This is a genomic window from Arthrobacter rhamnosi (assembly GCF_054510855.1).
Genome location: NZ_JBTNDT010000010.1, coordinates 78,711 through 101,499, shown reverse-complemented (window position 1 = coordinate 101,499; position 22,789 = coordinate 78,711). Strand labels below are relative to the sequence as shown.

Below are 22,789 nucleotides of genomic sequence, written 5' to 3'. Positions count from 1 at the left end.
CGGCACGGCGGCCGTCGTCGTGCACCCGGCGCGGCGGCCCCGATCGGCCGTACCTGCGCCACGGCTCTGCGCACCCGGCGCGGCGACACCGATCCGAACGGCACGGCGGCCCGGAGCGGACCCGATGTAACCGAACCGAAACGCGACCGGAGTAGCCTAGGTGGATGCGTGAACTCCAGGCACAGATCATTGAGGAAATGGGCGTCCAGCCCACCATCGACCCCGCTGCGGAGGTCCGCCGCAGGGTCGGGTTCCTGAAGGACTACGTCCGGTCGTCGGGTACCCGCGGGTTCGTCCTCGGCATCAGCGGCGGACTGGACTCCACCCTGGCCGGCAAGCTGGCCCAGCTCGCGGTCGACGAACTGCGGTCCGAGGGCATGGACGCCGACTTCATCGCGATGCGCCTCCCCTACAACGTCCAGAAGGACGAGGAGGACGCGCAGGCCGCCCTCGCCTTCATCCAGCCCCGCACCTCGAAGGTGTTCAACGTGGCCCCCGCCGTCAACGGCATCCAGCATGAGTACGCGGACACCACCGGTGAGCCCATCTCGGACTTCACCAAGGGCAACACGAAGGCCCGTGCCCGCATGGTGGCACAGTACGCCGTCGCGGGGCAGCACAACCTCCTCGTGATCGGGACGGACCACGGCGCCGAGTCCGTCACCGGCTTCTTCACGAAGTTCGGCGACGGCGGAGCGGACATCCTGCCCCTCTTCGGGCTCAACAAGCGCCAGAACCGCGCCCTGCTCCAGGAACTGGGAGCGCCGTCGGCCCTCTACAACAAGATCCCGACGGCGGACCTCCTGGACGACCTTCCCGGCCGGGCCGATGAACACGAGCTCGGGCTCACCTACGAGCAGATCGACGACTACCTCGAGGGGCGCGAGATCGATCCCGACGCCGCGAAGTCGATCGAACACCGCTACTGGATCACACGGCACAAGCGGACGGCGCCCGTGACCCTGTTCGATTCGTGGTGGCGGGAGTAAACACCGCCGTTGGTAACGTAGGGTCCGTGAAGATCGCCACCTGGAACGTCAATTCCCTCCGCGCCCGCGCCGACCGTGTCGAAGCCTGGCTGAACAGGTCCGACGTCGATGTCCTGGCCATCCAGGAGACGAAGTGCAAGGACGACAACTTCCCCTGGGAGTTGTTCGAGAACAGCGGCTTCGAAGTGGCGCACTTCGGCCTCAGCCAGTGGAACGGCGTCGCGATCGCCTCCCGCGTGGGGCTCGACGACGTCGAGCGCACCTTTCCCGACCAGCCCACCTTCGGCAAGCCCGGCACCGAGGCGGTGCAGGAAGCACGGGCCATCGCCGCTACCTGCGGAGGTGTCCGCGTCTGGAGCCTGTACGTCCCCAACGGGCGGGCCCTCGACGACCCGCACATGCCGTACAAGATCGAGTGGCTCGACACGCTCCGTGGCCACGCCCGGCAGTGGATCACCGAGGACCCGCAGGCGCAGATCGCCCTGATGGGCGACTGGAACATCGCCCCACAGGACGAGGACGTCTGGGACATCGACCTCTTCGTCAATGGCGGCTACACCCACGTCAGTCCGCCCGAGCGCGCCGCGTTCCAGGCCTTCCTCGATTCCGGGTTCGCCGACCTCGCGCGTCCGTTCACGCCCGGGCCCGGCTCCTACACCTACTGGGACTACAAGCAGCTGCGGTTCCCCAAGAAGGAGGGTATGCGCATCGACTTCGTCCTCGGCTCGCCCGCCCTGGCCGCCCGTGCCGCCAACGCCTTCGTGGATCGCGAGGAGCGCAAGGGCAAGGGTGCCTCGGACCACGCCCCCGTCGTCGTGGAACTCAGCGAGCCGTGAGCCGGATGGGCGGTGGTGCCCGGCCGTTTCCCTACGTCTCCTATCTCCGCGTCTACGAGCCCCTCGACGCCTTCTCCGATTCGCAGCAGCTCGCCATCCTGGAACAGCGCGGGCGGGAGCGCGAACTGACCGAGGCGATCGAGCACGAGCAGTCCCTGCGGCGCATTCTGCGCACGGTGTCGGATCCGTTCCCGCACCATGAACCGGACCTCGTCCGGGTGACGCACTTCCCCAGCCTGAACGGGACGACGGCGCCGTACTACTGCCCCAACCAGCTGGCCGTCCGCACCACGCTCGCCGCCGAGTCACTCGACCACAGCCTGCGCGGACCCCTGATCGATGTCCTCGTTCCCGACGTGGCCCGCGAGGCCCACCAGGCGAGGCTGGACCCCGACACGTTCGCCGATTCCGTCGCGAAGCTGCACACGCGATCAGCGACGTGGGGGGTGCCGTTCGCCTGGTTCGCGCTGATCCACGAGGACGACCTCACGGAGGTCGTCGAGGATGACGGCCGGGTCTCCACCGTGCGGATCACGGCGAGGATCGGCGACTGCATCGACCGTGGACGGCGCTCGGTCGCCCAGCTCGCCATCGGCGCACCGGAGATGGACCTGCTCGATGAGCTCACCGAGATCGTCGAGTGGCTGGAGGCCTTCCGGCGCGACGCCGTCGTGGAGGTGGACTACGGCCCCGTGGCGGACAGGGTCTTCCCGGACGATTCGCCGATGGACGTCCGGCTGGGCATCGAGAGCCTCGCCGAAGCGGACATGATGGGCGCGGCCGCGTCCTACCGCCGCCTCGCGTCACGGTGGATCCCGATCCGCCAGCTCGCGCGCGCCTCCTGACGCACGGGGCGGCCTGCTCCTCCTGAGCAGGCGGAGCCCGCTGATCGACCCGGGCCGCTCAGCCCCTGGCCGGTCCCGTCGAGTGCCGCTCGACGAGCAGGTGCGGCCGCGGGGGCGGGTAGTCGGCGGGCTCGTTGCGCAGCAGTTCACCGAGCAGGAGCTCGGCTGCGTACGCCCCCTGGTCCTCGGGGTCCTGCCGGATGGTGGTCAGGCCCATGGGCTCGGAGAATTCGTGGTCGTCGATGCCGATGACCGACAGTTCACCGGGAACGTCGATGCCGAGCTCCGCCGCGGCCTTCAGCACGCCGAACGCCATCTCGTCGGACGAGCAGAACACCGCCGTCGGCCGGTCCGCCGGGTCGGCGAGCAGCGCGAGCGCGGACACGCGCGACGTGGCGAACCGGAAGTCACCGAAGGCCGACCAGTCCTCGCGCACCGGGAGCCCGTGGTCGGTCATCACCTGCTGGAAGGCCTGCTGGCGGATCCTCGGCACCTGGAAGTCGATGTCGAAGGAGCCGCCGCCCCGCATGTGCGCGATCCGCGTGTGGCCGAGGCCGATCAGGTGCTCCACGGCGTCGCGGGCCGCCTTCGCGTCGTCGATGCCGACGTGCCGGACACCCTCCACAGCGCCGCCCACCACGATGTTGGGGTACTCGAGCTGCTGGACGGCCTTCCGCTCCTCGTCCGTCAGGTGCATGGACATCACCAGCAGGGCGTCGATGCGCTTGCGGAGGATGGAGCGGTGGAACACCCGGTCCCGGTTCACGCCGTCGCCGCCGAGGCTGAACAGGATCAGGTCGTACCCAGCGGCGCGCAGCTGGCGGTCGACGCCCTCGAGAACGGCGGAGAAGTACCAGCGGTCGATCACCGGGACGAGGACGCCCATCGCCATGGTGCGTCCGGAGGCGAGTCCGGAGGCGGACGACGACGGCACGTACCCCAGCTCCTTCGCGGTCGCGTTGACCCGCGCGCGCGTCTCCTCGGCCACCCCCGGCAGCCCGCGCAGGGCGCGGGACACGGTGGCCGTGGAGACACCGAGGTACGCAGCGACGTCGTCGATGCTGGTCATGCTCTCAGCCCTTCAGGCCGCCGGCCAGCAGACCCCGCACGAAGTAGCGCTGCAGACCGAAGAACACTGCCAGCGGAACGATGATGGACACGAAGGCCCCCGCCGTCAGACGCTGCCACTCCCCGCCGCGGGAGCCCTGGATCTCGGCCAGACGCTGCGTGATAGGCGCGACGTCGGCCCCACCACCGGAGAACACCAGCGCCACGAGGAGGTCGTTCCACAACCAGAGGAACTGGAAGATCCCGAAGGAGGCCAGCGCGGGCGTGGCGAGCGGAATGATGATGCGCCAGAAGATGGTGCTGTGTCCGGCCCCGTCCACGCGGGCTGCCTCGATGACCTCGCCCGGGATCTCCGCGATGAAGTTGTGCAGGAGGAAGATGGCCAGCGGCAGTCCGAAGATCGTGTGGGCGACCCAGAGCTGCGCATAGGTACCACTCGGCAGTACCTGGAAGTCGCCGAACTTGAGCACCTTCGTGAACAGCTGGAGGAGCGGGATCAGGGCCATCTGCAGGGGGACGATCTGCAGGGCGAAGACGAAGATGAACAGGCCGTCCTTCCCCTTGAACCGGCCCCACGCGAACATGTACGCCGCCATGGCGCCGAGGACCAGCGTGAAGACGGTCCCGGGAATGACGATGGCCAGCGAGTTCACGAAATAGGAGAGCAGGTTGGGCGACTGACTTCCTCCGGGGCTGAGGACGTCGGCGTAGTTCTCCAGCGTGAACTGGCGGTCGATGAGGACGTTCCACCAGCCGTTGCCCTTGATGTTGTCCTCGGGGCGGAAGGACGAGATCAGCAGTCCGAACGTCGGGACGGTCCAGATTACGGCGATGCTGATCGCCGCGGCAGTGGCGCGCCGCGACGTCAGCCGCTGCTTGACCCGTTTCTGCATGGTGGGCCGCCCCTGGGTCGCGTCATCCTTGACGTCCGGCAGGAGCCCGTTCGTGTTGTCCAGCGGCACAGTGCTCATCGGATCTCCTTCTGCTTGCGGAGCAGCCGGGCGTTGTAGACGACCACGGGCAGCACCATCAGGAACAGGACCAGCGCCAGCGCGGCGCCCCTGCCTGGCTCACCTGCCCGAAACGCCTGGGTGTACATCTCGTTGGCGACCACTGACGTCTCGTACTGGCCTGCGGTCATGGTCCGGACGATGTCGAAGACCTTGAGGGTCCCGATGGTGATGGTCGTGATGACGACGATCAGGGAACCGCGGATGGTGGGGATGGTGACGTTGCGGAACTGCTGCCAGGCGCTGGCGCCGTCGAGCCGTGCGGCCTCCACGATCTCCGTGGGGATGCCCTTGATGGCCGCCGACAGCACCACCATCGCGAAACCCGTCTGGATCCAGATCATGACGGCGATGAGGAAGAAGGTGTTCTCCGGGGCATCGAGCAGGAACTGCTTGGGCTCCTGGCCCGCCCAGACCAGGATCTGGTTGAGGAGCCCGATCTGGTCCTGCTCGGCGCCCTTGTAGGCGTAGACGAAGCGCCAGATCACGCCGGCACCGACGAACGAGATGGCCATGGGCATGAAGACCAGCGCCTTCAGCGCCTTCTCGCCGCGCGCGCGGTCGATGAACACCGCGTAGGCGAGTCCGATCGAGGAGGCGAGCAGCGGGACGAGGACCACCCAGATCAGCGTGTTCCTCAGGGTCACCAGCGCCTCCGGCTGCGTGAACATCCAGACGAAGTTGTCCAGTCCGACGAACTCCCCCTTGGGGTTGGTCAGGGAGAGGTACGACGTCTGGAGCGCCGGGAACACGAGCCCGGCCAGCAGCAGGATCAGGGCCGGGGCGAGGAAGGCTGCGACCTGGACCTTCTCGCGTCCGGATTTCGGCGCCCGGTCCACGACCAGCATGATGAGTCCGATGATGGCCGCGAAGATGGCGAGCCCCACCACCACCTGTAAACCTTTGTCAGCAAAATCTTCCACAGCCCAGCCTCCTTGGTGCGCGTGATGAAAGTGATCTCGGGGAAGCGCGGAACCGCAAGGCCTCGAAGGGGTGCGGCCTGCAGTACCGACGGCGGCTGGTGCCACCACCTGTCGTCAGGGCGGTGGCACCAGCCGTCAGTGCATCAGGACGCGGGCCAGCTGTCCTCGACCGTCTGCGTGACTTCCTCCGTGGAGGAACCGTTGATCCAGTTCACGATGCCACTCCAGAAGGAGTTGGAACCGACGGCGCCCGGCATCAGGTCGGAGGCATCGAAGCGGAACACCGTGTTGGGATCCTGCAGCAGCTCGATGGACTGGCGGTCGAGGTCCGATCCGGCGAGCTCGGGGTCCAGCCCCTTGTTCGCGCTGATCGCACCACCCTGGGATACGCGGGCGTTGGCGAACTCGGCAGTGGCGAGGTACGTCTGCAGTGCGACGACCTCGGGGCGGTCCGCGTACGCACCGATCATTTCACCGCCACCGGTGATGGCGGTGCCATCGGCCGGGTCGACGGGAGGGGTCATGAAAGCCCAGACGTCTCCGTCTTCGGCGACGTTCGTTCCTTCGGGCCAGTTGGCCGCCTGGAAGGATGCCTGGTGGTGCATGGCGCACTGGCCGTCGAGGACGGGCTGACCGGCCTCGGCGAAGGCGGTGGAGAGGATGGAACGGGAGTCCCCGAAACCGCCGTTGACGTAGTCGTCGTTCTTGAGGATGTCGCCGACGCGGTCGAACGACTTGACGATCTGCGGATCGTTGAACGGGATCTCGTGGGCAACCCACTGGTCGTAGACCTCGGGGCCGTTGTCGCGGAGCACTGCGTCCTCGACCCAGTCGGTTCCCGGCCAGCCGGTCGCTTCACCGGATTCGAAGCCTGCACACCAGGGCTTGATGTCTTCTTCCTCGCTGGCGATCTTCTCCGTCAGCTCGGTCATCTCGTCCCAGGTGGTGGGGACTTCCCAGCCCTTCTCCTCGAAGGTCGCGGGGACGTACCAGACGTAGCCCTTGATGTTCGCGAGCATCGGCGCGGCGAAGAAGGTGCCGTCGACGGTGCCGTACTTCTTCCAGTCCGCGGACCAGCCCTCGTCCACGAGATCGGAGACCTCCTGGGGGGCCGGCTTCAGGTTGCCCGCCTGGGCTGCCAGGAGACCCGGCTGCGGGAAGATGGCGAGATCCGGTGCGGTGCCACCCTGCGCGCGGACGCCGATCTGGGTCTCGAACTCCTTGGACCCCTCGTAGGCGACCTCGATGCCGGTGCACTCGGAGAAGTCGGCCCATGAGTTCTCGAGCCGCTCGGCCTCGACGTCGACGATGGTCGAGTACACGCTGACCTCGGCGTCCTCGAACGTCCCGTACGACTCGTAGGCGGCGCAGTCCGCATCCCCCGATCCGCCCGCGCTCTCCGAGCCGCCTGATCCGCACCCGGCGAGCGCGAGGAGGGAAACACTGAGTGCTGCAGCGGGCAGCACCAACTTCCGTGAGCGAGTTTTCGCCATTGAAACAGACTCCTTTGTCCAGCGGCCCCCAATGCTTCGGATCCACGGCGAACGTCGCCGTGGACCAGGATTGTGCCGCCTCACTGTATGGGTATCGCAACAGTAAGCGCTTACATGCACCGTCACAAGCTTCGCGCCCTGCTTCCGGCATTCGATACCGAAACGTGACACGGCTGCTGGTCAGGTGACGCGCTCGACCCTCGTGAAGCGCACACGGGCACCGGATCGGATGCTGATGAGGACCGGGGTGCGGTATCCCGTGACCACGTCCAAGGCCTCGACGAGCCGGGAGACCTCGGCAGCGGTCGCGTAGGGCGGCACGCCCTTCCTCGGGAACACCCGGACGCGCAGTCCCGGGACCCCACGGACCTCCCAGGTGCTGACGGAGGCGCCCGCGAGGTCGGTGCGCTCGAGCAACGCGGCCTTCAGGGCCTGCTCCACGGCTGCGGCCGTGATGACGACCGAACCCGCCGTCCCGCCGTCGCCCGTGTCCCGGCCGCCCGTACCCCGGCCGCGAGCGTCCCGGCCGCCGGAAGAACTACCGGCGCGCCCGTCGACGGACGCGAAGAGTCCTGTCCTGCCCCTGCCCTGCGCAGCGATCCACAGTGCGAGCAGCACGATCAGGACCAGGAGTGCGGCCGCGAGCGCGAGCCACAGCCACGTGTCCGACTGGCCTTCGAGCGTGGTTGCCCGCCGCACCCGGTCGATCCCTCCGCCCACACGGGGAGCGGTGGACCCCCACCAGGCGGCGACGGCGGGCAGCGTGAGGACGGAGAGGCCTGCGGCCCCTGCGGCAAGCAGAAGGAGTCCGATGACGGCGAGGACGAGTCGGTTGAGCAACCGCGGCGTGGTGTTCACTGCCCGATCACCCCCGATTCCGCCACGGCGACGATGATCCTCGGTGCCGGCTCGACGCTCGAGAGCCGCAGGTCGTCCGCGACGGCAGTGCGGACGGCCTCGACGTCGACGGGGACACCCGAGGTCGGCCGGACCTGTACCCGCACCGAGGCGCGGCTGATCGTCACCAGGACCTGTTCCGGTGCCACTCCTGCCGCAACCCGCGCCCGGCGCGCCAGCGAGGACGCCACGACCTCGGCGTCGACGACGATGGCGGCCCGACCGTCCGGGATGGTGTAGCGGGCCTGCCTGCCGGGCAGGACCGCGAGGAGGAGAAGCAGGGCGCCGAGGACGAGCAGGAGGACGGATCCCGCTCCGAGAAGGGAGGCGGGTGCCGCGCCGGGCAGGGCGCCGAGCCAGGCGGCCGCAGCTTCGACGTCGAGCAGGAACGGCTCGTCCCCCACGCCCTTGAGGATGGCCTCGAACAGCAGGACCAGGCAGGCCGCGATCAGGAGGGCACCCGTCACCACCGACGCCACGGCCCGCGACGAATACAGTTCCCGGCGGACGAGGCGGGCCGTGGATGCCGGCGTCGACCGGTCGAGCGGATCGGGACTCACTGCACCCTCACCCCCTTGGTGACGGTGCTGCCGATGATGCGGATGTCCACTCGGCTCAGGCGCGCTCCCGTGAGCTCCTGGACGCGCTCGAGGATCGGCATGCGCGCGGCATCGGCACGCGCCCAGAGCGGCCCTCCGAACGACTCGACGATCCCGGGGTCGTCGAGGACCCGGGTGAGCGGAGGCACCGGCAGCGGCAGTGCGAGCAGGAGCGCAAGGAGCCCCCGGTCGTCGGAGAACGAGGCCCGGATCTGGGCGGGCTGCACCCCGAGTACTTCCGCGGCGGCGGCCTGCGCCGTGCTGGTGAGGGCCTGGGTGGTGATGCGGTTGTGCCCCGACGTGGCGCTCGGGGGCAGGGGGGCGGCCGTCATGCGCGGACAGGAGGGAGGGACTCGGCTGTCACGAGGACGAGCGTCGGCCGGAGAGGGCGTCGACGACGCCGCGCAGGTCGAGCTTGCCTTCGAGTGTGCGCCCCACGAGGGCTCCGCAGAGCACCAGGACGAGGGTCAGCACGAAGCCCCAGAATCCGAAGATCAGGGCCGCGAAGGCGAGCACCGCTCCTGCGGCCATACCGATGGTGGTGGGAGTCATGAGTACCTCACTCGGCTCGGTGCTGGACCTGGGAGGAGCCCGTAGGACGGACGCGTTCGATCGTCCTGGGTTCTGCCGGTGGCGGGAGATGCACGTCGAGGACCTCCACGTTGACCTCGATGACCTCGAGCCCGACCAGTTGCGTGAGGGCGTCGTACACGGCAGCGCGGACGGCATCGGCGAGGGCATGGAGTGCATAGCCGTACTCCGCGACGAGGCTGACGTCGACGGCGAGCTGCGTCAGGCCGACTTCGACCTTCACCCCCTGCGAGAGGTCATTGGCTCCGACGGCGTCCCGGATCGCGCCGAGCGCGCGGCCGGCCCCGAGTCCGAGCGAATGGACACCCGGCACCGCCCGTGCGGCGATGGCGGCGATCTTGACCGCGGCCTGGTCACCGATGACGGTCCGTCCGGCAGCCGTGTCCTGCAGGACGGGCAACGGACGTCCCGTGGGTTGCTCGATCATCGAAGAAGGCCCCTTTCGCTTGTGCCCAGCCTAAGCCACGCCACCGGGACCCGGATGGAGCAGCGGGGAGCGGTGCCCCTGCCGGCCGCAGGACGATCAGGAGCGGGTACAGTGCCGGGCGAGCCAGTCCTGCACAGGCACCATGGAATGGCGGAAAGCCTTCTCATCGAAGGTGCCGGACCCCTCGGGCGGCGCCTCCACCGAATGGGCGAGAGTGGTGAAATCGTCGTACAGCTCGGCCGGCACCTTGTCCCGCAGGTCGAGGATCTGCTGCTCGAGGGCGAGGAGTTCCTCCGGATCCGATGTGGAGCGGAGACTCAGGGGGGCGAGCATGGCCGTGGTGACTCCGCCCGCTACGAGAACGCAGGAGGCCGAGGGATCCTGGCCGGCAGCTGCCCCCGTCTCCCGACCCGTCGCCGCGCCCTCCCCCGGCAGGGCGGGGTCCTGCGGCGGTTCGGAGGGTGCATCCGGCTCCGGGGAGGGGCTGGCGGGCATGGTGAGCATCGTCTGGGCCGGTACGGGCCCGCCCTGACTGCACCCTGCGAGGGCGAGGGCCAGCACGCCCAGACAGGCAGCGGTGTGCAGGAGTCTCACGTATGCCCTTTCGTCTCGGTGCGGGGCCGGAGGTTCAACGCTCGGAACCCCGACTAGTATCCCGGGTGGCACCGGGCGGCGCGGGCTTGCCGCGACACCACGGCCCGTCCGCGCGATGCTACGACCTCAACCCCGGCCTTTGCTGGGAGCGGGCGCACGAAAAAACCCCGCGTTCCCTGGGGAACTGCGGGGTTTTCAGCAGTGGCTCCGACCGGCGTCGATCCGGTGACCTTTCGATTTTCAGTCGAACGCTCTACCAACTGAGCTACAGAGCCTTGCGACCATCTTCCGATGATCACCGTATCCAGCCCGGCCGGACTCCCCGAGGGGATCCAGCCGCCTGAGCGACCCTGACGGGACTTGAACCCGCGACCTCCGCCGTGACAGGGCGGCGCGCTAACCAACTGCGCTACAGGGCCTTGCTAACTTCCTTGCTGTTTTGCAAGAGTTCCAGCCTACCAGCACTTTTCGTTCCGGTTGACCGCCCGTGAAGGCGTCTCCTGCGTACCCCCAACGGGATTCGAACCCGTGCCGCCGCCGTGAAAGGGCGGTGTCCTAGGCCGCTAGACGATGGGGGCCTGGACCACAGTTCGGGTTCCTGCGACCTTCCGGAGAGCAAGCATTTCCGGCGGATCATTCCCTGTCGTGGACCTATAAAACTATAGGGGCAGATTCTCGATTCCACAAAATCGGCGGGACCGGGCACGCGGGACGCGGCCCCGCTCCCGACGGGAGCCTCCTGCGGCAGGTCAGCAGGTCGGGCGGTCTGTACGATCTTCTCGTGCCATTCGAGATCCCACGGGAAGAGTTCGACGACGCCGTCGACGACGCCATCGACAGGATCCCCGACGACCTCGCCCGTGCGATGGACAACGTGGCCATCTTCGTCGTCGAGGAGTACGAGCCCAGGCCGGGGGAGCCCGCCGATACGGAGCTGCTGGGACTGTACGAAGGGACGCCCCTCACGGAGCGGGACTCGTGGTGGGACGCGGGGTCCCTGCCGGACCGCATCAGCATCTTCCGCGGGCCCCTCATGCGGCTGTGCTCCACGCGGGAGGAATTGGTGGAGGAGATCCTCGTGACCGTGGTGCACGAGGTGGCCCACCACTTCGGCATCGACGACGACCGGCTCCACGAACTGGGGTGGAGCTGACCCGGCCCGCTCCACGGAGCGGGCCGCCGGGCGTCGCCCGGCCCGATCAGCGGACCGGTGCGATCATCGGACCGAACGAGCTCCGGTCCTCGAGCCGCGGGTCCGGCCTGTCAGGAACCACCAGCACGGGTCCACGCGCGTGATGCAGCACTCCCTGGCTCGTCGACCCCATGAGCATGCCCGCGAAGCCGCCGCGGCCCCGCGTGCCCACCACCAGCAGCTCCGAGGTCGCCGACGCCTCGATGAGCACCTCGGCGGGGGGCCCGTCCATCAGGTCCACCCGGATGTCCACGTCGGGGTAGTGGCTCTTGAGCCAGTCGCGGCCGGCCGCGAGCTGCACCGCGAGGTCCGCATGGAGCGCCTCCCGGTCCACGGGTGCGGGCACCCAGGCGAGCGATCCGTTGAAGGGTGCGACCGAGCAGATCACGCGCAGGGACAGACCCCTGGACCGCGCCTCCTCCGCGGCGGCGAGCGACGCCATGCGGGCCTGCTCCGAACCGTCCACGCCCACCACCACGACCGGTTCAACGGGGGCGGCCGGCTTGTCCTTCCCCGGTTTCCGGCCGAGCTCCGGATGCCCCAGGCGTGCTCCCGTGCACACCGGGATGACCGCCGTCGGGCACTTGGCATGCGCGGGCAGGGCGCTGCTGACCGAACCCAGCAGGCGACCCACGAAACCGCCGCGGCCGCGGGAGCCCACGACCATCAGTTCGGCCTCCTCGGAGAGATCCAGCAGCACCCCGGCGGCGTCACCGGTCTCGATCCGCGGGTGCACGTCCACGGCGATGCCCTCGAGGTGGGCGACCGCCTCGTTCAGCACGCTCTGCGCGCTCTCACGGATGACCTCGTCGTCCACTGTCGCGTAGCCCGCATCCATGCTCGACGCCGCGAACACCGGCACGGTGTAGGCGGTCACGACGTACAGCGGAGCCTTGCGCCTCTCGGCCTCCCGCGCGGCCCACAGCAGGGCGCAGGTGCTCTGGTCGGAGCCGTCCACGCCGACCACGATCCCGTGCTGCGCCAGCCCCTGCGACGATTCTTCTGCGTGCCCTCTGCCCACGGCAGGCCTCCCTCGGTCGCGTGCCCCAGCCGCCCGAAGCGGCCGGTCCCCCATTTGTAGCGCACTGGGGTTCGCCGGTCTATCCACGGTCTGAAAAGTTATATAGGCTTCAGGGACCCGTAGCGGGGGCCGGCCCTCAAGAGCCGGGACACCCCTGTGCGTAGTGCTCTTGACTGACCCGTTCGCAGCCAAGAGTCCGTACGGCCCGGAAGAGGCGCCGGGCCGTACGGGATTCTGCTTCGTGTGGAGGTAACTCGGTGGATTCCTTGCCGCTTGACGCTGTCCGCTCTGCCTCCGCAATGTCCGCGGCCACGGAGCACACGAGCACCGTCGTCATCGGTTCCGGCCTGTCCGGTCTCGCCGTCGCGAGCGAGCTCAGCCGCCGAGGCATCGACTCGATCGTGGTGGAAAGCCTCGAATGCTTCGACTCCGGCGCCATGCGCACGGTCATGACGGATTCCGTCTCCCTCTCGGAGCGCACAGAACTCATGCGGCTCCTCCGCGGCTATGCCGCCGCGCACCATCTCGATGTCCGGCAGACCACGGTCGCGGAACACCTCAGCATCATCGGACACCCGAAGCTGATCACGGGCCCTGTGGGCCGCAAGAAGTGGGCGGTGCAGACGGCCGACGGCGTCCTCCTCGCCGACCACGTCGTGCTCACCAAGTACCCCCAGAACGAGCTGCGGAAGTTCCTGCGCTCCATGGGCATCGCGATCGGCCGCGACTTCAAGACGGCCCTCCGCGCGATCGGGCTGCACCTCGTCGGCGTCGGCGAACTGCTGACGCCGACCACTAGAGAGATCGTGCGCCAGGCGAAGCTCGTGAGTGACGCCATCGTCGAGCAGGGGCCGGCCGCCCTCAACCGCATCACCCCGCCCCGCGTGGCCCTCTCGCCGCTCAGCGCCTAGCCCCCTACTTGCCGGCTCCTACTTGCCGGCGCCGAGCCGCTTCCGGGCCGTCACGGCGAGCGCGACGGTGATCGCCACCAGCGCCACGATCATCAGCAGAATGCTCCAGGGGAAGTCGCTGACTCCGGCCGTCTGCGTCTCTGCGGCCGGAGCGTCCTCCACATCCACCGGGCCCTGCGTGGTCGCGGCGTCCGGAACCGTCGTCGAGCCCTGCTGGGTGGTGAAGGCGAAGGTGCCCTCGATGGGGTGCGAATCCGAGGACACGACGCGCCAGTTGACGGTGTACTCCCCGGCCTGTGCACCCGGGCGCAGGGGCTGGGTGGCCGTCCGGTCGACGATCTGCACGGGCCCGTCGGCCCAGTCCGTGCCGGACGCGTCGAGGACCTGCACCTGGGCGCCGATCCCGGACGGCACGTTCGAGAAGCTGAGTTCCAGGCTGGGCGGCAGCACCTCGATGGTGGCGCCCGACGCCGGATTGCTGCCCGCCAGTTCGTCGTGGGCGTTCGCGGTGGCCCCGCCTCCGAGGAGGAGGGCGAGTGCCAGCAGGACGGCCCCGACGAGGGCTCCGCCCGACAGGGCAGGACGACCCCGTCCGCCGTGCGCGGTCACCGGGTACTGGACGGGCAGAAGAGGAAAGGCAGCCATGAGCCAACCCTACGCGGAGACCCTGATGAGGTGCTGGACCTCCTACAGGAGGCCGGCGGGGAGATGTCCCGTGACGGCCGTCACGGGACATCTCCCCGCTGCATGCTCGGGATAGAATTCATCGCGATTGCTCCCCGACCCTTCCGCCCTAGGATCCCCCATGCTCAAAACTGGTTCCGCGCTGGATCGCTACTTCGACATCACGCAGCGGGGGTCGACGTTCTCACGCGAGATCCGCGGCGGCCTCGCCACCTTCTTCGCCATGAGCTACATCGTGGTGCTCAACCCGCTCATCCTCGCCGGCGCCGATTCCTCGGGCGCTGAACTCGGCTTCGAACGGGTCGCCGCCGTGACCGCGCTGGTGGCCGGCATCCTGACCATCGTCATGGGCGCGTGGGCCAAATACCCGTTCGCGCTCGCCACGGGACTCGGCGTCAACGCGTTCGTGGCCATCACGGTCGCGACCAACCCCGGCCTGACCTGGCCGGACATCATGGGCCTCGTCATGCTCGCCGGCGTCACCATGCTCGTCCTGGTGCTGACCGGGTTCCGGACGGCGGTCTTCAATGCCGTCCCCGAGAGCCTCAAGACGGCGATCGTCGTAGGCATCGGCCTGTTCATCGCCCTGATCGGCCTGGTCAACGCGGGCTTCGTGCGCCGTGTGCCCGACGTCGCCAACACCACCGTCCCCGTCGGCCTCGGATTCGGTGGGGTCCTCATCGGCTGGCCGACCCTGGTCTTCGTCTTCGGCCTCATCCTGACCATCGCACTCGTGGTCCGGAAGGTGCGCGGGGCGATCCTCATCGGCGTCCTGGCCGCGACGGTACTCGCCGTCGTCATCGAAGCCGTCGTCAACGTCGGCCCGAGCGTCGCGCCTGGCCAGGAGCCCAACCCCGCAGGCTGGTCCCTCGTGGTTCCCGAGCTGCCCACCGGTTCATGGGTCGGTGTACCGGACCTGAGCCTGATCGGCAACGTGAGCCCGTTCGGCGCCTTCGGGCACCTCGGCGGGACCGCTGCGATCCTGCTGACCTTCACGATCCTCCTCAGCATCTTCTTCGACGCGATGGGCACGATGGTCGGTCTCGCCAACGAGGCGAAGCTCGTCGACGCCAGGGGGAACATCCCGGGCGTCAACCGGGTCCTCGTGGTCGACGCCCTGGGCGCGGTCGCCGGTGGTGCCGGTTCGGTGTCGTCCAACCAGATCTACGTCGAGTCCGGCGCGGGCATCGGAGAGGGTGCCCGGACGGGCCTCGCGAACGTGGTCACCGGCCTGCTGTTCCTCCTCGCGATGTTCTTCACCCCGCTCATCAGCCTCGTGCCGTTCGAGGCCGTCGCGCCCGCCCTCGTGGTCGTCGGTTTCATGATGGTGTCGCAGGTCGGCCGCATCGACTTCGAGGACTGGGGTGTCGCCCTGCCGGCCTTCCTCACCTTCACGCTCATGCCGTTCACCTACTCGATCGCGAACGGCCTCGGTGCCGGCTTCATCGCCTTCGTGCTGATCCGCGCCATCCAGGGCCGTGCGCGCGAGGTGCACCCGCTGATGTGGGCCGTGGCCGCGGCCTTCGTGGTCTTCTTCGGCATCGGGCCCATCGAGGAACTCCTCGGCATCTGATCGCTACGCCCCGGCAGGAGCGACGACGGCGGCTGGGGGACCGCCGTCGTCGCCCGTTGATGGGGCGCCTGCCCTTCGGGGCGCCTGCCCTTCGGGGCGCCTGACCTTGGCGCGCTGCATTTCAGTGCGCCTGTCCTTCGGCGGCACCGTCACCGTCGGCGGCACCGTCGGGACCGGTGCAGGTCAGCGGGCCGACCAGCCGCCGTCCATGACGTAGGACGAGCCCGTGACCATGCCGGCGTCGTCGCCCGCGAGCCACGCGACCAGGGAGGCGACCTCCTCGGGCTCCACGAGGCGTTTGATCGCGGACTCGGTGAGCATAATCTTCGACAGCACCTCGTCCTCACTGATGCCGTGCAGGCGCGCCTGGTCCGAGAGCTGGTTCTCGACCAGGGGCGTGCGCACGTAGCCCGGATTCACGCAGTTGCTCGTGACGCCGTGCTCCCCGCCTTCGAGGGCGGTGACCTTCGAGAGCCCTTCCAGTGCGTGCTTCGCCGTGACGTAGGCCGACTTGAAGGGCGAGGCTCGCAGGCCGTGGACGGAGGAGATGTTGATGATCCGCCCGAAGCCCCGCGCGTACATCCCCGGCAGCGCGGCACGGATCAGCAGGAACGGCACCTCGACCATGAGCTTCTGGATCCGGCGGAAGTCCTCCGGGCGGAAGTCCTGGATGGGACTGACCGTCTGGATGCCGGCGTTGTTCACGAGGATGTCCGCGTCGAGCGTGAGGTCCTCGAGGGCTCGAGTGTCGAGCAGGTCGACCGCCCAGGACTCCCCCTCCAGCTCCTCCGCGAGGGCCGACGCGCCCCGTGCATCGCGGTCGGCGACGACCACCTCGGCCCCCCGGGCGGCGAGGGCCCGCGCGCAGGCCGCGCCGATGCCGCTCGCCCCTCCGGTGATCACCGCCCGCCGGCCGGCAAGGCCGCCCGCCTGCTGCCCGAGGGTCTCGGAACGGTTGTGCGCTGCAGGACCGGGGCGCGCCGCAGCCGCTTCGTCGAGGCTCATGGCTCTCCTTCCCGTACGTGGTGGCGGGGGCGCTCCCCGCACTCCTCCTGAGTATTCCTGCAGGGCGGGGACCGACCAATGACCACTTCGGCACCCCTCGTCTGCGATACTGCACAGATGGTTGCCCCCAATGCCCAGGATCTCCTCGTCCTGCGGGCCGTCGCCCAGAGCGGGCGGTTCACCACCGCGGCCGATTCCCTGGGCCTGAACCACACGACCGTCTCCCGCAGGATCGCGGCCCTCGAGAAGGCGCTGGGAGGCCATGTCCTCTCCCGCAGCGCGGGTGGGTGGGAACTGACGGACCTGGGCCGGCGCGCTGCCGATGCGGCGGCGGGCGTGGCTGCGGCCGTCGCCGAACTGTCCGGCGACGACGCCGGGACGTTGACCGGCGTCGTGCGCATGAGTGCCACGGACGGTTTCAGTGCCTTCATCGCCGCCCCGGCCTTCGCCCGCCTGCGGGCCGCCAATCCCCGGCTCAGCATCGAGATCGTCGCCGCCACGCGCAGGGCCTCGCAGACGCGCACGGGACTCGACTTCGAGGTGGTGGTCGGGGAACCGCAGGTGCACCGTGCCGAGGCGACGCGGCTCGGCGCCTACGTGCTCGGGCTCTACGCGTCACGGGACTACCTCGAGGCGCACGGCTCGCCGTCCGACCTGGCCGAGGCGGTCACCCATCCGCTCGTCTACTTCATCGACTCGATGCTGCAGGTCGACAGCCTGGACGCGCCGCGGCGCCTGCTGCCCTCCATGCGTGATGCCCTGAGCTCCACCAACGTGTTCGTCCACGTCGAGGCAACGCGGGCCGGCGCGGGGCTCGGCCTCCTCCCGTGCTTCATGGCGAACCGTCATCCGGACCTCGTGCGCCTCCTCCCGGACCTGGTCGCAGAGCAGCTCGACTACTGGCTCGTGGTCCGGCCCGACTCGCTGCGCCAGCCCGCTGTCGCCGCCGTCGTCGAGGCGCTGCGGGAGCGGACGCGGTCGCTGGAACCGCAGCTCCTGGGCCGGTCCGCTTCCACCGGCGCGCCGCACCACTGACGTCCCCGACCCGTCCCGCTCCGCGAATCGCGGGACGACGGACCGCGCGGACGACTAGGACGAACCGCCCCGGGGGCGGAGGCGCGTCTCCTCGACGTCCAGGATGCGCTGGGCCTTCGCCAGCACCCGCGACGAATAGGTCCCGCGTGACCGCGCCGCGAGCAGTGCCTCACGCTCTGCCGCGAGCACGGCGAGCCGGAGATCCCGGTACTGGCGGTGCGGCGAGCGCACGAGCTTCTGCTCCGGCAGCCGGGCCTTCTCCCACTCGAATTCGCTGCGCATGCCCGTGTCCGTCCGCACGCGGTCCAGCACGTCGTCGTCCACCTGGACGTCCTCCCCCATGACGGCCTGCGGATCCTCCAGCACGCGCAGCCCCTCGGTGCGCAGCTCGTCGAACAGCGTCGCCGCCTCCTCGCGGTCGGTGTCGACGTCGATGCCCTCGATCCTGAGCACCCGGATGAGCGCCGGCAGCGTGCTGCCCTGCACCAGGAGCGTGGTGACGGCGACGGTGAAGGCGATCAGCACGAGTTGCTCCCGGTAGGCGAACGACGACGGCAGGGATTGCGCCGCGGCGAGCGTCACCACCCCGCGCATGCCCGACCAGCCGAGCACCGTGGCCCCCTTCCAGCCGAACCCTTCGCGCCGTTCGAGTTCGAGGTCCGCCTGACGGCGGTGGTACATCCTCGTCAGGGCCCGTTTACGGCGCTCCTGCCGCGCATCGAGGGTCCGCTGCTTCTTCAGCCGGCCGAGGCCGCGGCGCAGCTGCAGCGTCCGGCGCTCCGCCCTGCTCGGCAGCCGCCGCATCAGCAGCACGAGGGGGAACACCCAGAGGAACCGCAGGACGATCAGGGCGAGGGTCGCGACGAGGCCGATCACCACCGTCTGCTGCACCGTCAGCAGGGACTCGTCGATGTCCTGCAGCAGGCCCCGGAGCTCCAGGCCGATCAGCAGGAACACGCCGTTCTCCAGCAGGAACTGGACGGTCCGCCAGTTCACGTTCTCGCTGATGCGTGCGCGTGCGTCGAAGTGGCTCGCACTGCGGTGACCCGTGTAGATCCCGGCCACCACGACGGCCAGCACACCCGAGGCGCCGAGCTCCTCGACGGGGAGGAACGCGATGAACGGCACGGCGAGGGACAGCGCGGTGTCCAGGACGGGGTCGTCGAGCTTCGAGCGGACGAACACCGTCACCACCCCGACGGCGTAGCCCACCACGGCTGCCACGGTGACGGCGTAGGCGAAGTCGCCCACCGCGGAACCGAAGCCGGTCAGGGCTCCTGCCGAGGCGGCGATGGCACTGCGCAGGAGGACGAGCGCCGTGGCGTCGTTGACCAGCCCTTCGCCCTCCAGCACGGTCAGCAGGCGGGGCGGCAGTCCGAGCCGCCGCCCGATCGACGTGGCGGCGACGGCGTCGGGCGGGCTGATGACGGCGCCGAGGGCGATCGCCGCGGCGAGGCCGAGGTCTGGCAGCAGGTCATGGAGGAGCAACCCCGTGGCCAGGGCCGAGACGACGACGAGCGCCACGGACAGGCTCGCGATCGGCGTGAGGTTGCGGCGGAAGTCCGTGACGGGCGTCTTGATCGCCGCGGCGTAGAGCAGGGGCGGCAGGACGCCGGCCAGGATCCACTCGTCCGGGATGCGGAAGCTCGGCACCCCCGGGACGAAGGAGAGGACGATGCCGACGACGACGAGGATGAGCGGGGCCGCCACGCCGACGCGCTTCGACAGGACGGCGACCGCCACGAGGACGGCGATTCCGATGATGCCCAGCAGTCCCAGTTCCACCGTGCAAGCCTAGTGGTCGTCGACCCTCGCGAAACCCCGCGCGGCTGCGGGGGCAGCCCTTCCGGGGTGACCGTCAGGGCGCTAGGGACTCCTCGCTGTCAGTCCTCGAGGACCTGCGCGCCCGCGGCGAACGCCCGCACCCTCGCGTCCTGCCAGATCTGCGCGGGCACTCCCCCGCCCAGCAGTGCGCGGGCCAGCCCCGGGTCCTCGCCGAGGGGGGTGTCACTGCCTGCGATGATCACGTTGCCGTAGCGTCTGCCCTTGAGCATCGCCGGGTCGGCGATGATCGCGGTGCACGCGAACTCGGCACCGATGGTCGCGGCTTCCCGCCTCGCCATCGCCAGGTTGGGGCTGTCGCCGCAGTTGACCACGTAGACACCGTCGGCCCCGAGCACGCGCTTGGCGGCGCGCGTGAACTCCCGGGTCGTGAGCGGGACGGGCGTCACGGCTCCGGCGAAGACGTCACGGATGATGAGGTCGCGGCTGCCCTCGCTCAGGGACTCCGTCACGGCGCGGGCCTCGCCGACGCGGATACGCACGAGCGGTGCCCGCGGGAGGTCGAACCACTCCCGCACCAGGTCGGCCAGCCGCCCGTCGAGTTCGACGACGACCTGCCGCGCCTGGGGGTGGGAAGCGGCGAAGCGGCGGGCGAGCGAGCATGCTCCTCCCCCGAGATGGAGCGCGCGGAGCCGGTCCGACGCCGCCCACCGGGAATCGACGAGCGAGGCGATCCACCGCATGTATTCGAAGTCGAGCTGCAGCGGATCGGCCAGGTCGATGTGCGAACTGGGGACACCGTTGATGCGCAGCACCCAGCCGTTCGGGTTGTACGGATCGGGTTCGAGTTCGCACGTCCCGGTGTCGATGGGGAACTCCCCGATCTCGGGCCGCGGGCCCGCGGTCTTCGCCATCAGGACCGGGCCGCCGGCGGGTGACGCTGCTGGGCGGGACGGACGGAAGGCATGGGTTCCATGCTAGCCGCGTGCGGGAACCGGCTGGTCGGGCCGGTGCATGCGGAACATGGGCTTGTAGTGCCAGGTCGGCCCGCAGAGCATGGAGGTGCCGTCCGGGGCGAACCCGTTCCGGACGTAGAACCGCTCGGCCCGCGGGTTGCCGTCGAGGATCCAGAGGTAGGCCCCCCGCCTGCCGATGGCGGTGTCGAGCAGGCGCTGCCCGAGGCCCGTGCCGTGCGTCGACCTCAGCGTGTAGATGTGGTGCAGTTCGAAGTCCGGCCGGTCCTCGTCGCGTCCCGGCCCCGACGTCGCGACCGCCACCGGCTCGCCGTGCTCGTCGAACGCCAGCCAGCTCCGCGCGCTGCCGGGCGTCCGTTCCGCGTCCTCGAACGCCGCCCGCCGGCGCTCGATCATCGCCGGCAGCTCGGCGTCGTAGAACTCGTGGTACTCCCGCGGCATGATGTGCTCGTACGTCTCGTGGAGCGCGGCGACGTGCGTGCGCGCGTAGGCCTCGGCGTCGTCGACGGTGGCCGGCCGGATCAGGTAGGGCAGCGTCAGCAGGGGCTGTGTCACGGCTCCAGTTTAGTGTCCTGGGGCCACCGAGTGGCGGGAGATCCGGAGGTCAGGAATGGCCCTCGAACTGCTGCTGATCCGCGAGCGCCGCCTCGAGCCGCTCCACCTTGCCGGTCAGCTCGCCGGTCCGCCCGGGCCGGATGTCGGCCTTGAGCACCAGGGAGACGCGGCTGCCGTACCGGCCCACGGCCTCGGTGGCGTTCTTGATCACGGCCATCACCTCGTCCCACTCCCCCTCGATGGTGGTGAACATGGAGTCGGTGGAGTTCGGCAGGCCGGATTCGCGCACGATCGCGACCGCGGCGGCGACGGCGTCGTGCACCGACCCGTCGGGGTTCTCGCGGGAGAGGTCGGAGGATCCGGACGGGGCGACGCTGAAGGCTACGAGCATGCTCCCAGTCTGGCACGCGGGCGTCCGCCGCGGGAGGGCAGGTTGCCGCAGACTCGCGGCCGAGGTTCGGTTGCCGCAGACCCGCGGCGGAGGCCCGGACCCGGTGGGGAGAACCAACGGGTCCGGGCACCCGGCGCGGCGGCCCGCCCCGAAGGGGCATGCGCCCCACGAAGGCCGCCGGGCAGCGCCGCGGCCGGACGCCGGGTACCTGCGTCGGATGCCGCCTGCCCTCGCCGAGTACGCCCCGGACCCCGATCCGCGTCGCACGCCGTAACTCTGCGGTCCCGTCCCCCGCCCGTCGGTGGACGCACTAGGTTCTTAAGGGGCACCCGGGCGGGACCGCCCGATGCGTAGGGAGAGAACATGCTGGGAGTACTGGGGGGATTCGCCGTCGTCGGCGCGGTGATCGTCATCGGCTACATCGCTGGACGCCTCGTCATCGGTGGACCGCAGGCCGGGTTCGCACTGAACCAGATGGCGTTCTTCGTGACCAACCCGGCGCTGCTCTTCACCGTCCTGGCCGACGCGGACCTCGGTTCGGTGTTCTCCGAGTACATGCCGATCGCGCTCATCTCCTCCCTGGCCATCGCCGTCCTCTACGTCCTCATCAGCAGGTTCCTGTTCCGCAGGCCGGCGGCCGAGACGGCCATCGGCGCGATGGCGAGTTCCTACGTGAATGCCAACAACATCGGCATCCCCATCGCGCTCTACGCCCTCGGCGATGTCACGCCGGTCGCCCCCGTGCTGCTCGTGCAGCTCCTGCTGCTCGCTCCCCTCTACCTGACGGTCCTCGACCTCACCTCGAGCCGGAAACCCTCGTTCCGGGCCTTCCTGACCCAGCCCTTCCGGAATCCGATGATCATCGCGTCCCTGCTGGGCGTCGCGGTCGCCACCACGGGATTCCGCCCGCCGGGCCCGGCCTGGGATTCCCTGGTGCTCCTCGGCGGCGCCGCCGTGCCCATGGTCCTCCTGTCCTTCGGGATGTCCCTGCCGGGGAGCCGGCCCCTTCGGCGCAGCCCGGACCGCCTGCAGGTCCTCACGGCCACGGCGCTCAAGAGCGCCCTCATGCCTGTGGCCGCCTACCTGACCGCGCACCACCTCTTCGGGCTCGACGGCCACAAGCTGCTCGCCGCCGTCGTCGTATCGGCGCTGCCCACCGCACAGAACGTCTTCATGTTCGCCAGCCGGTACGGCCGCGGTATCCCGCTGGCCCGGGACACGGTGCTGCTGTCCTCCGTGCTCGCGATCCCGGCGCTCATCGTCGTCGCCGCGCTCCTCGCCTGAGCGGACACCCCCGGTTCCCCGGTCGGGGCGAAAGAACCAAGGGGACTGCTTGTCGCGGTCGCCGACGGCATCTACTCTTTTCCCGGTCGCCGTGCACCCACGGCCAGTAG

The 22,789-nt window shown here is 69.6% G+C and carries 25 protein-coding genes and 3 tRNA genes; 8 read left to right on the top strand and 20 right to left on the bottom strand.

Going from position 1 to position 22,789, the window contains the following annotated elements; genetic code table 11:
• Positions 1-164: 164 nt before the first annotated feature.
• From nadE to ACX80I_RS16365, 3 genes are read left to right on the top strand one after another with little or no spacing between them, the layout of a single operon-like run.
• On the top strand, positions 165-989 hold the full coding sequence (nadE, locus tag ACX80I_RS16375; RefSeq protein ID WP_459346167.1) for an NAD(+) synthase: 825 nt from the start codon (positions 165-167) through the stop codon (positions 987-989).
• A 26-nt stretch (positions 990-1,015) separates the two neighbouring features.
• The gene (locus ACX80I_RS16370) at positions 1,016-1,825 is read left to right on the top strand and encodes an exodeoxyribonuclease III (protein WP_459346166.1); all 810 of its coding nucleotides are present in this window, start codon (positions 1,016-1,018) and stop codon (positions 1,823-1,825) included.
• A 5-nt stretch (positions 1,826-1,830) separates the two neighbouring features.
• Complete coding sequence (locus tag ACX80I_RS16365) at positions 1,831-2,670, top strand: DUF8083 family protein (RefSeq protein ID WP_459346172.1); 840 nt, start codon at positions 1,831-1,833, stop codon at positions 2,668-2,670.
• A gap of 58 nt (positions 2,671-2,728) precedes the next feature.
• Here ACX80I_RS16365 and ACX80I_RS16360 read toward each other — a convergent pair whose 3' ends face one another.
• From ACX80I_RS16360 to ACX80I_RS16300, 13 genes are all read right to left on the bottom strand, one after another.
• The gene (locus ACX80I_RS16360) at positions 2,729-3,739 is read right to left on the bottom strand and encodes a LacI family DNA-binding transcriptional regulator (protein ID WP_459346165.1); all 1,011 of its coding nucleotides are present in this window, start codon (positions 3,737-3,739) and stop codon (positions 2,729-2,731) included.
• 4 nt (positions 3,740-3,743) lie between these two features.
• Entirely contained in the window at positions 3,744-4,631 is an 888-nt protein-coding gene (locus tag ACX80I_RS16355) for a carbohydrate ABC transporter permease (RefSeq protein ID WP_459346171.1), read from the bottom strand.
• Positions 4,632-4,705: 74 nt separating this feature from the next.
• The gene (locus ACX80I_RS16350; RefSeq protein WP_459346164.1) at positions 4,706-5,671 is read right to left on the bottom strand and encodes a carbohydrate ABC transporter permease; all 966 of its coding nucleotides are present in this window, start codon (positions 5,669-5,671) and stop codon (positions 4,706-4,708) included.
• Positions 5,672-5,814: 143 nt separating this feature from the next.
• A complete protein-coding gene (locus ACX80I_RS16345; RefSeq protein WP_459346163.1) occupies positions 5,815-7,164 on the bottom strand; it encodes an ABC transporter substrate-binding protein in 1,350 nt (449 codons plus the stop codon).
• A 180-nt stretch (positions 7,165-7,344) separates the two neighbouring features.
• Positions 7,345-8,022, bottom strand: coding sequence for a hypothetical protein (locus ACX80I_RS16340; protein ID WP_459346162.1), 678 nt, complete (start codon positions 8,020-8,022; stop codon positions 7,345-7,347).
• Positions 8,019-8,621, bottom strand: coding sequence for a DUF6286 domain-containing protein (locus ACX80I_RS16335; RefSeq protein WP_459346161.1), 603 nt, complete (start codon positions 8,619-8,621; stop codon positions 8,019-8,021). Before ACX80I_RS16335 ends, ACX80I_RS16340 begins: the two co-directional genes overlap by 4 nt.
• Positions 8,618-8,992, bottom strand: a complete 375-nt coding sequence (locus tag ACX80I_RS16330) for a hypothetical protein (protein ID WP_459346160.1) — start codon at positions 8,990-8,992, stop codon at positions 8,618-8,620. The genes ACX80I_RS16335 and ACX80I_RS16330 overlap by 4 nt, the downstream gene beginning before the upstream one ends.
• Positions 8,993-9,020: 28 nt before the next feature.
• Positions 9,021-9,212: a DUF2273 domain-containing protein gene (locus ACX80I_RS16325; RefSeq protein ID WP_087072727.1), complete on the bottom strand. Its 192-nt coding sequence runs from the start codon at positions 9,210-9,212 to the stop codon at positions 9,021-9,023.
• A gap of 7 nt (positions 9,213-9,219) precedes the next feature.
• Complete coding sequence (locus tag ACX80I_RS16320) at positions 9,220-9,678, bottom strand: Asp23/Gls24 family envelope stress response protein (protein WP_459346159.1); 459 nt, start codon at positions 9,676-9,678, stop codon at positions 9,220-9,222.
• A 96-nt stretch (positions 9,679-9,774) separates the two neighbouring features.
• The gene (locus ACX80I_RS16315; RefSeq protein ID WP_459346158.1) at positions 9,775-10,272 is read right to left on the bottom strand and encodes a hypothetical protein; all 498 of its coding nucleotides are present in this window, start codon (positions 10,270-10,272) and stop codon (positions 9,775-9,777) included.
• A 202-nt stretch (positions 10,273-10,474) separates the two neighbouring features.
• A tRNA-Phe gene (locus ACX80I_RS16310) sits at positions 10,475-10,547 on the bottom strand.
• A 70-nt stretch (positions 10,548-10,617) separates the two neighbouring features.
• Positions 10,618-10,691, bottom strand: a tRNA-Asp gene (locus ACX80I_RS16305).
• An 86-nt stretch (positions 10,692-10,777) separates the two neighbouring features.
• Positions 10,778-10,850, bottom strand: a tRNA-Glu gene (locus ACX80I_RS16300).
• Positions 10,851-11,053: 203 nt separating this feature from the next.
• Between ACX80I_RS16300 and ACX80I_RS16295 the strand changes: the two genes are divergently transcribed.
• A complete protein-coding gene (locus ACX80I_RS16295) occupies positions 11,054-11,425 on the top strand; it encodes a metallopeptidase family protein (RefSeq protein WP_459346157.1) in 372 nt (123 codons plus the stop codon).
• A 46-nt stretch (positions 11,426-11,471) separates the two neighbouring features.
• On the opposite strand, the gene ACX80I_RS16290 is transcribed toward ACX80I_RS16295, so the two are convergent.
• Positions 11,472-12,485 carry a universal stress protein gene (locus ACX80I_RS16290; protein WP_459346156.1) on the bottom strand — a complete coding sequence of 338 codons (1,014 nt, stop codon included), beginning with the start codon at positions 12,483-12,485 and terminating at the stop codon, positions 11,472-11,474.
• 299 nt (positions 12,486-12,784) lie between these two features.
• Here ACX80I_RS16290 and ACX80I_RS16285 point away from each other — a divergent pair, with 299 nt between their 5' ends.
• Complete coding sequence (locus tag ACX80I_RS16285) at positions 12,785-13,396, top strand: FAD-dependent monooxygenase (protein WP_459346155.1); 612 nt, start codon at positions 12,785-12,787, stop codon at positions 13,394-13,396.
• Between the two features lie 18 nt (positions 13,397-13,414).
• On the opposite strand, the gene ACX80I_RS16280 is transcribed toward ACX80I_RS16285, so the two are convergent.
• Positions 13,415-14,041 carry a copper resistance CopC family protein gene (locus ACX80I_RS16280; RefSeq protein ID WP_459346154.1) on the bottom strand — a complete coding sequence of 209 codons (627 nt, stop codon included), beginning with the start codon at positions 14,039-14,041 and terminating at the stop codon, positions 13,415-13,417.
• Positions 14,042-14,201: 160 nt separating this feature from the next.
• Here ACX80I_RS16280 and ACX80I_RS16275 point away from each other — a divergent pair, with 160 nt between their 5' ends.
• Entirely contained in the window at positions 14,202-15,653 is a 1,452-nt protein-coding gene (locus tag ACX80I_RS16275) for an NCS2 family permease (RefSeq protein WP_459346153.1), read from the top strand.
• Positions 15,654-15,836: 183 nt separating this feature from the next.
• Here the strand turns inward: ACX80I_RS16275 and ACX80I_RS16270 are convergent, their stop codons facing one another.
• Entirely contained in the window at positions 15,837-16,658 is an 822-nt protein-coding gene (locus ACX80I_RS16270; RefSeq protein ID WP_459346152.1) for a 3-hydroxybutyrate dehydrogenase, read from the bottom strand.
• A gap of 117 nt (positions 16,659-16,775) precedes the next feature.
• On the opposite strand from ACX80I_RS16270, the gene ACX80I_RS16265 reads away from it, so the two are divergent.
• Positions 16,776-17,693 (top strand): LysR family transcriptional regulator, encoded by a 918-nt coding sequence (locus ACX80I_RS16265; RefSeq protein ID WP_459346151.1) that lies wholly within the window; start codon positions 16,776-16,778, stop codon positions 17,691-17,693.
• Positions 17,694-17,747: 54 nt separating this feature from the next.
• Here the strand turns inward: ACX80I_RS16265 and ACX80I_RS16260 are convergent, their stop codons facing one another.
• The 4 genes from ACX80I_RS16260 to ACX80I_RS16245 all read right to left on the bottom strand — a co-directional run bounded on the left by ACX80I_RS16260 (position 17,748) and on the right by ACX80I_RS16245 (position 21,395).
• Positions 17,748-19,478, bottom strand: a complete 1,731-nt coding sequence (locus tag ACX80I_RS16260) for a cation:proton antiporter (RefSeq protein ID WP_459346150.1) — start codon at positions 19,476-19,478, stop codon at positions 17,748-17,750.
• A gap of 98 nt (positions 19,479-19,576) precedes the next feature.
• On the bottom strand, positions 19,577-20,389 hold the full coding sequence (locus ACX80I_RS16255) for a spermidine synthase (protein WP_459346149.1): 813 nt from the start codon (positions 20,387-20,389) through the stop codon (positions 19,577-19,579).
• A 63-nt stretch (positions 20,390-20,452) separates the two neighbouring features.
• A complete protein-coding gene (locus ACX80I_RS16250; protein ID WP_459346148.1) occupies positions 20,453-21,004 on the bottom strand; it encodes a GNAT family N-acetyltransferase in 552 nt (183 codons plus the stop codon).
• A gap of 49 nt (positions 21,005-21,053) precedes the next feature.
• Positions 21,054-21,395, bottom strand: coding sequence for a thiamine-binding protein (locus ACX80I_RS16245; RefSeq protein ID WP_459346147.1), 342 nt, complete (start codon positions 21,393-21,395; stop codon positions 21,054-21,056).
• Between the two features lie 363 nt (positions 21,396-21,758).
• On the opposite strand from ACX80I_RS16245, the gene ACX80I_RS16240 reads away from it, so the two are divergent.
• Positions 21,759-22,679: an AEC family transporter gene (locus tag ACX80I_RS16240; RefSeq protein WP_459346146.1), complete on the top strand. Its 921-nt coding sequence runs from the start codon at positions 21,759-21,761 to the stop codon at positions 22,677-22,679.
• Positions 22,680-22,789: the final 110 nt, after the last annotated feature.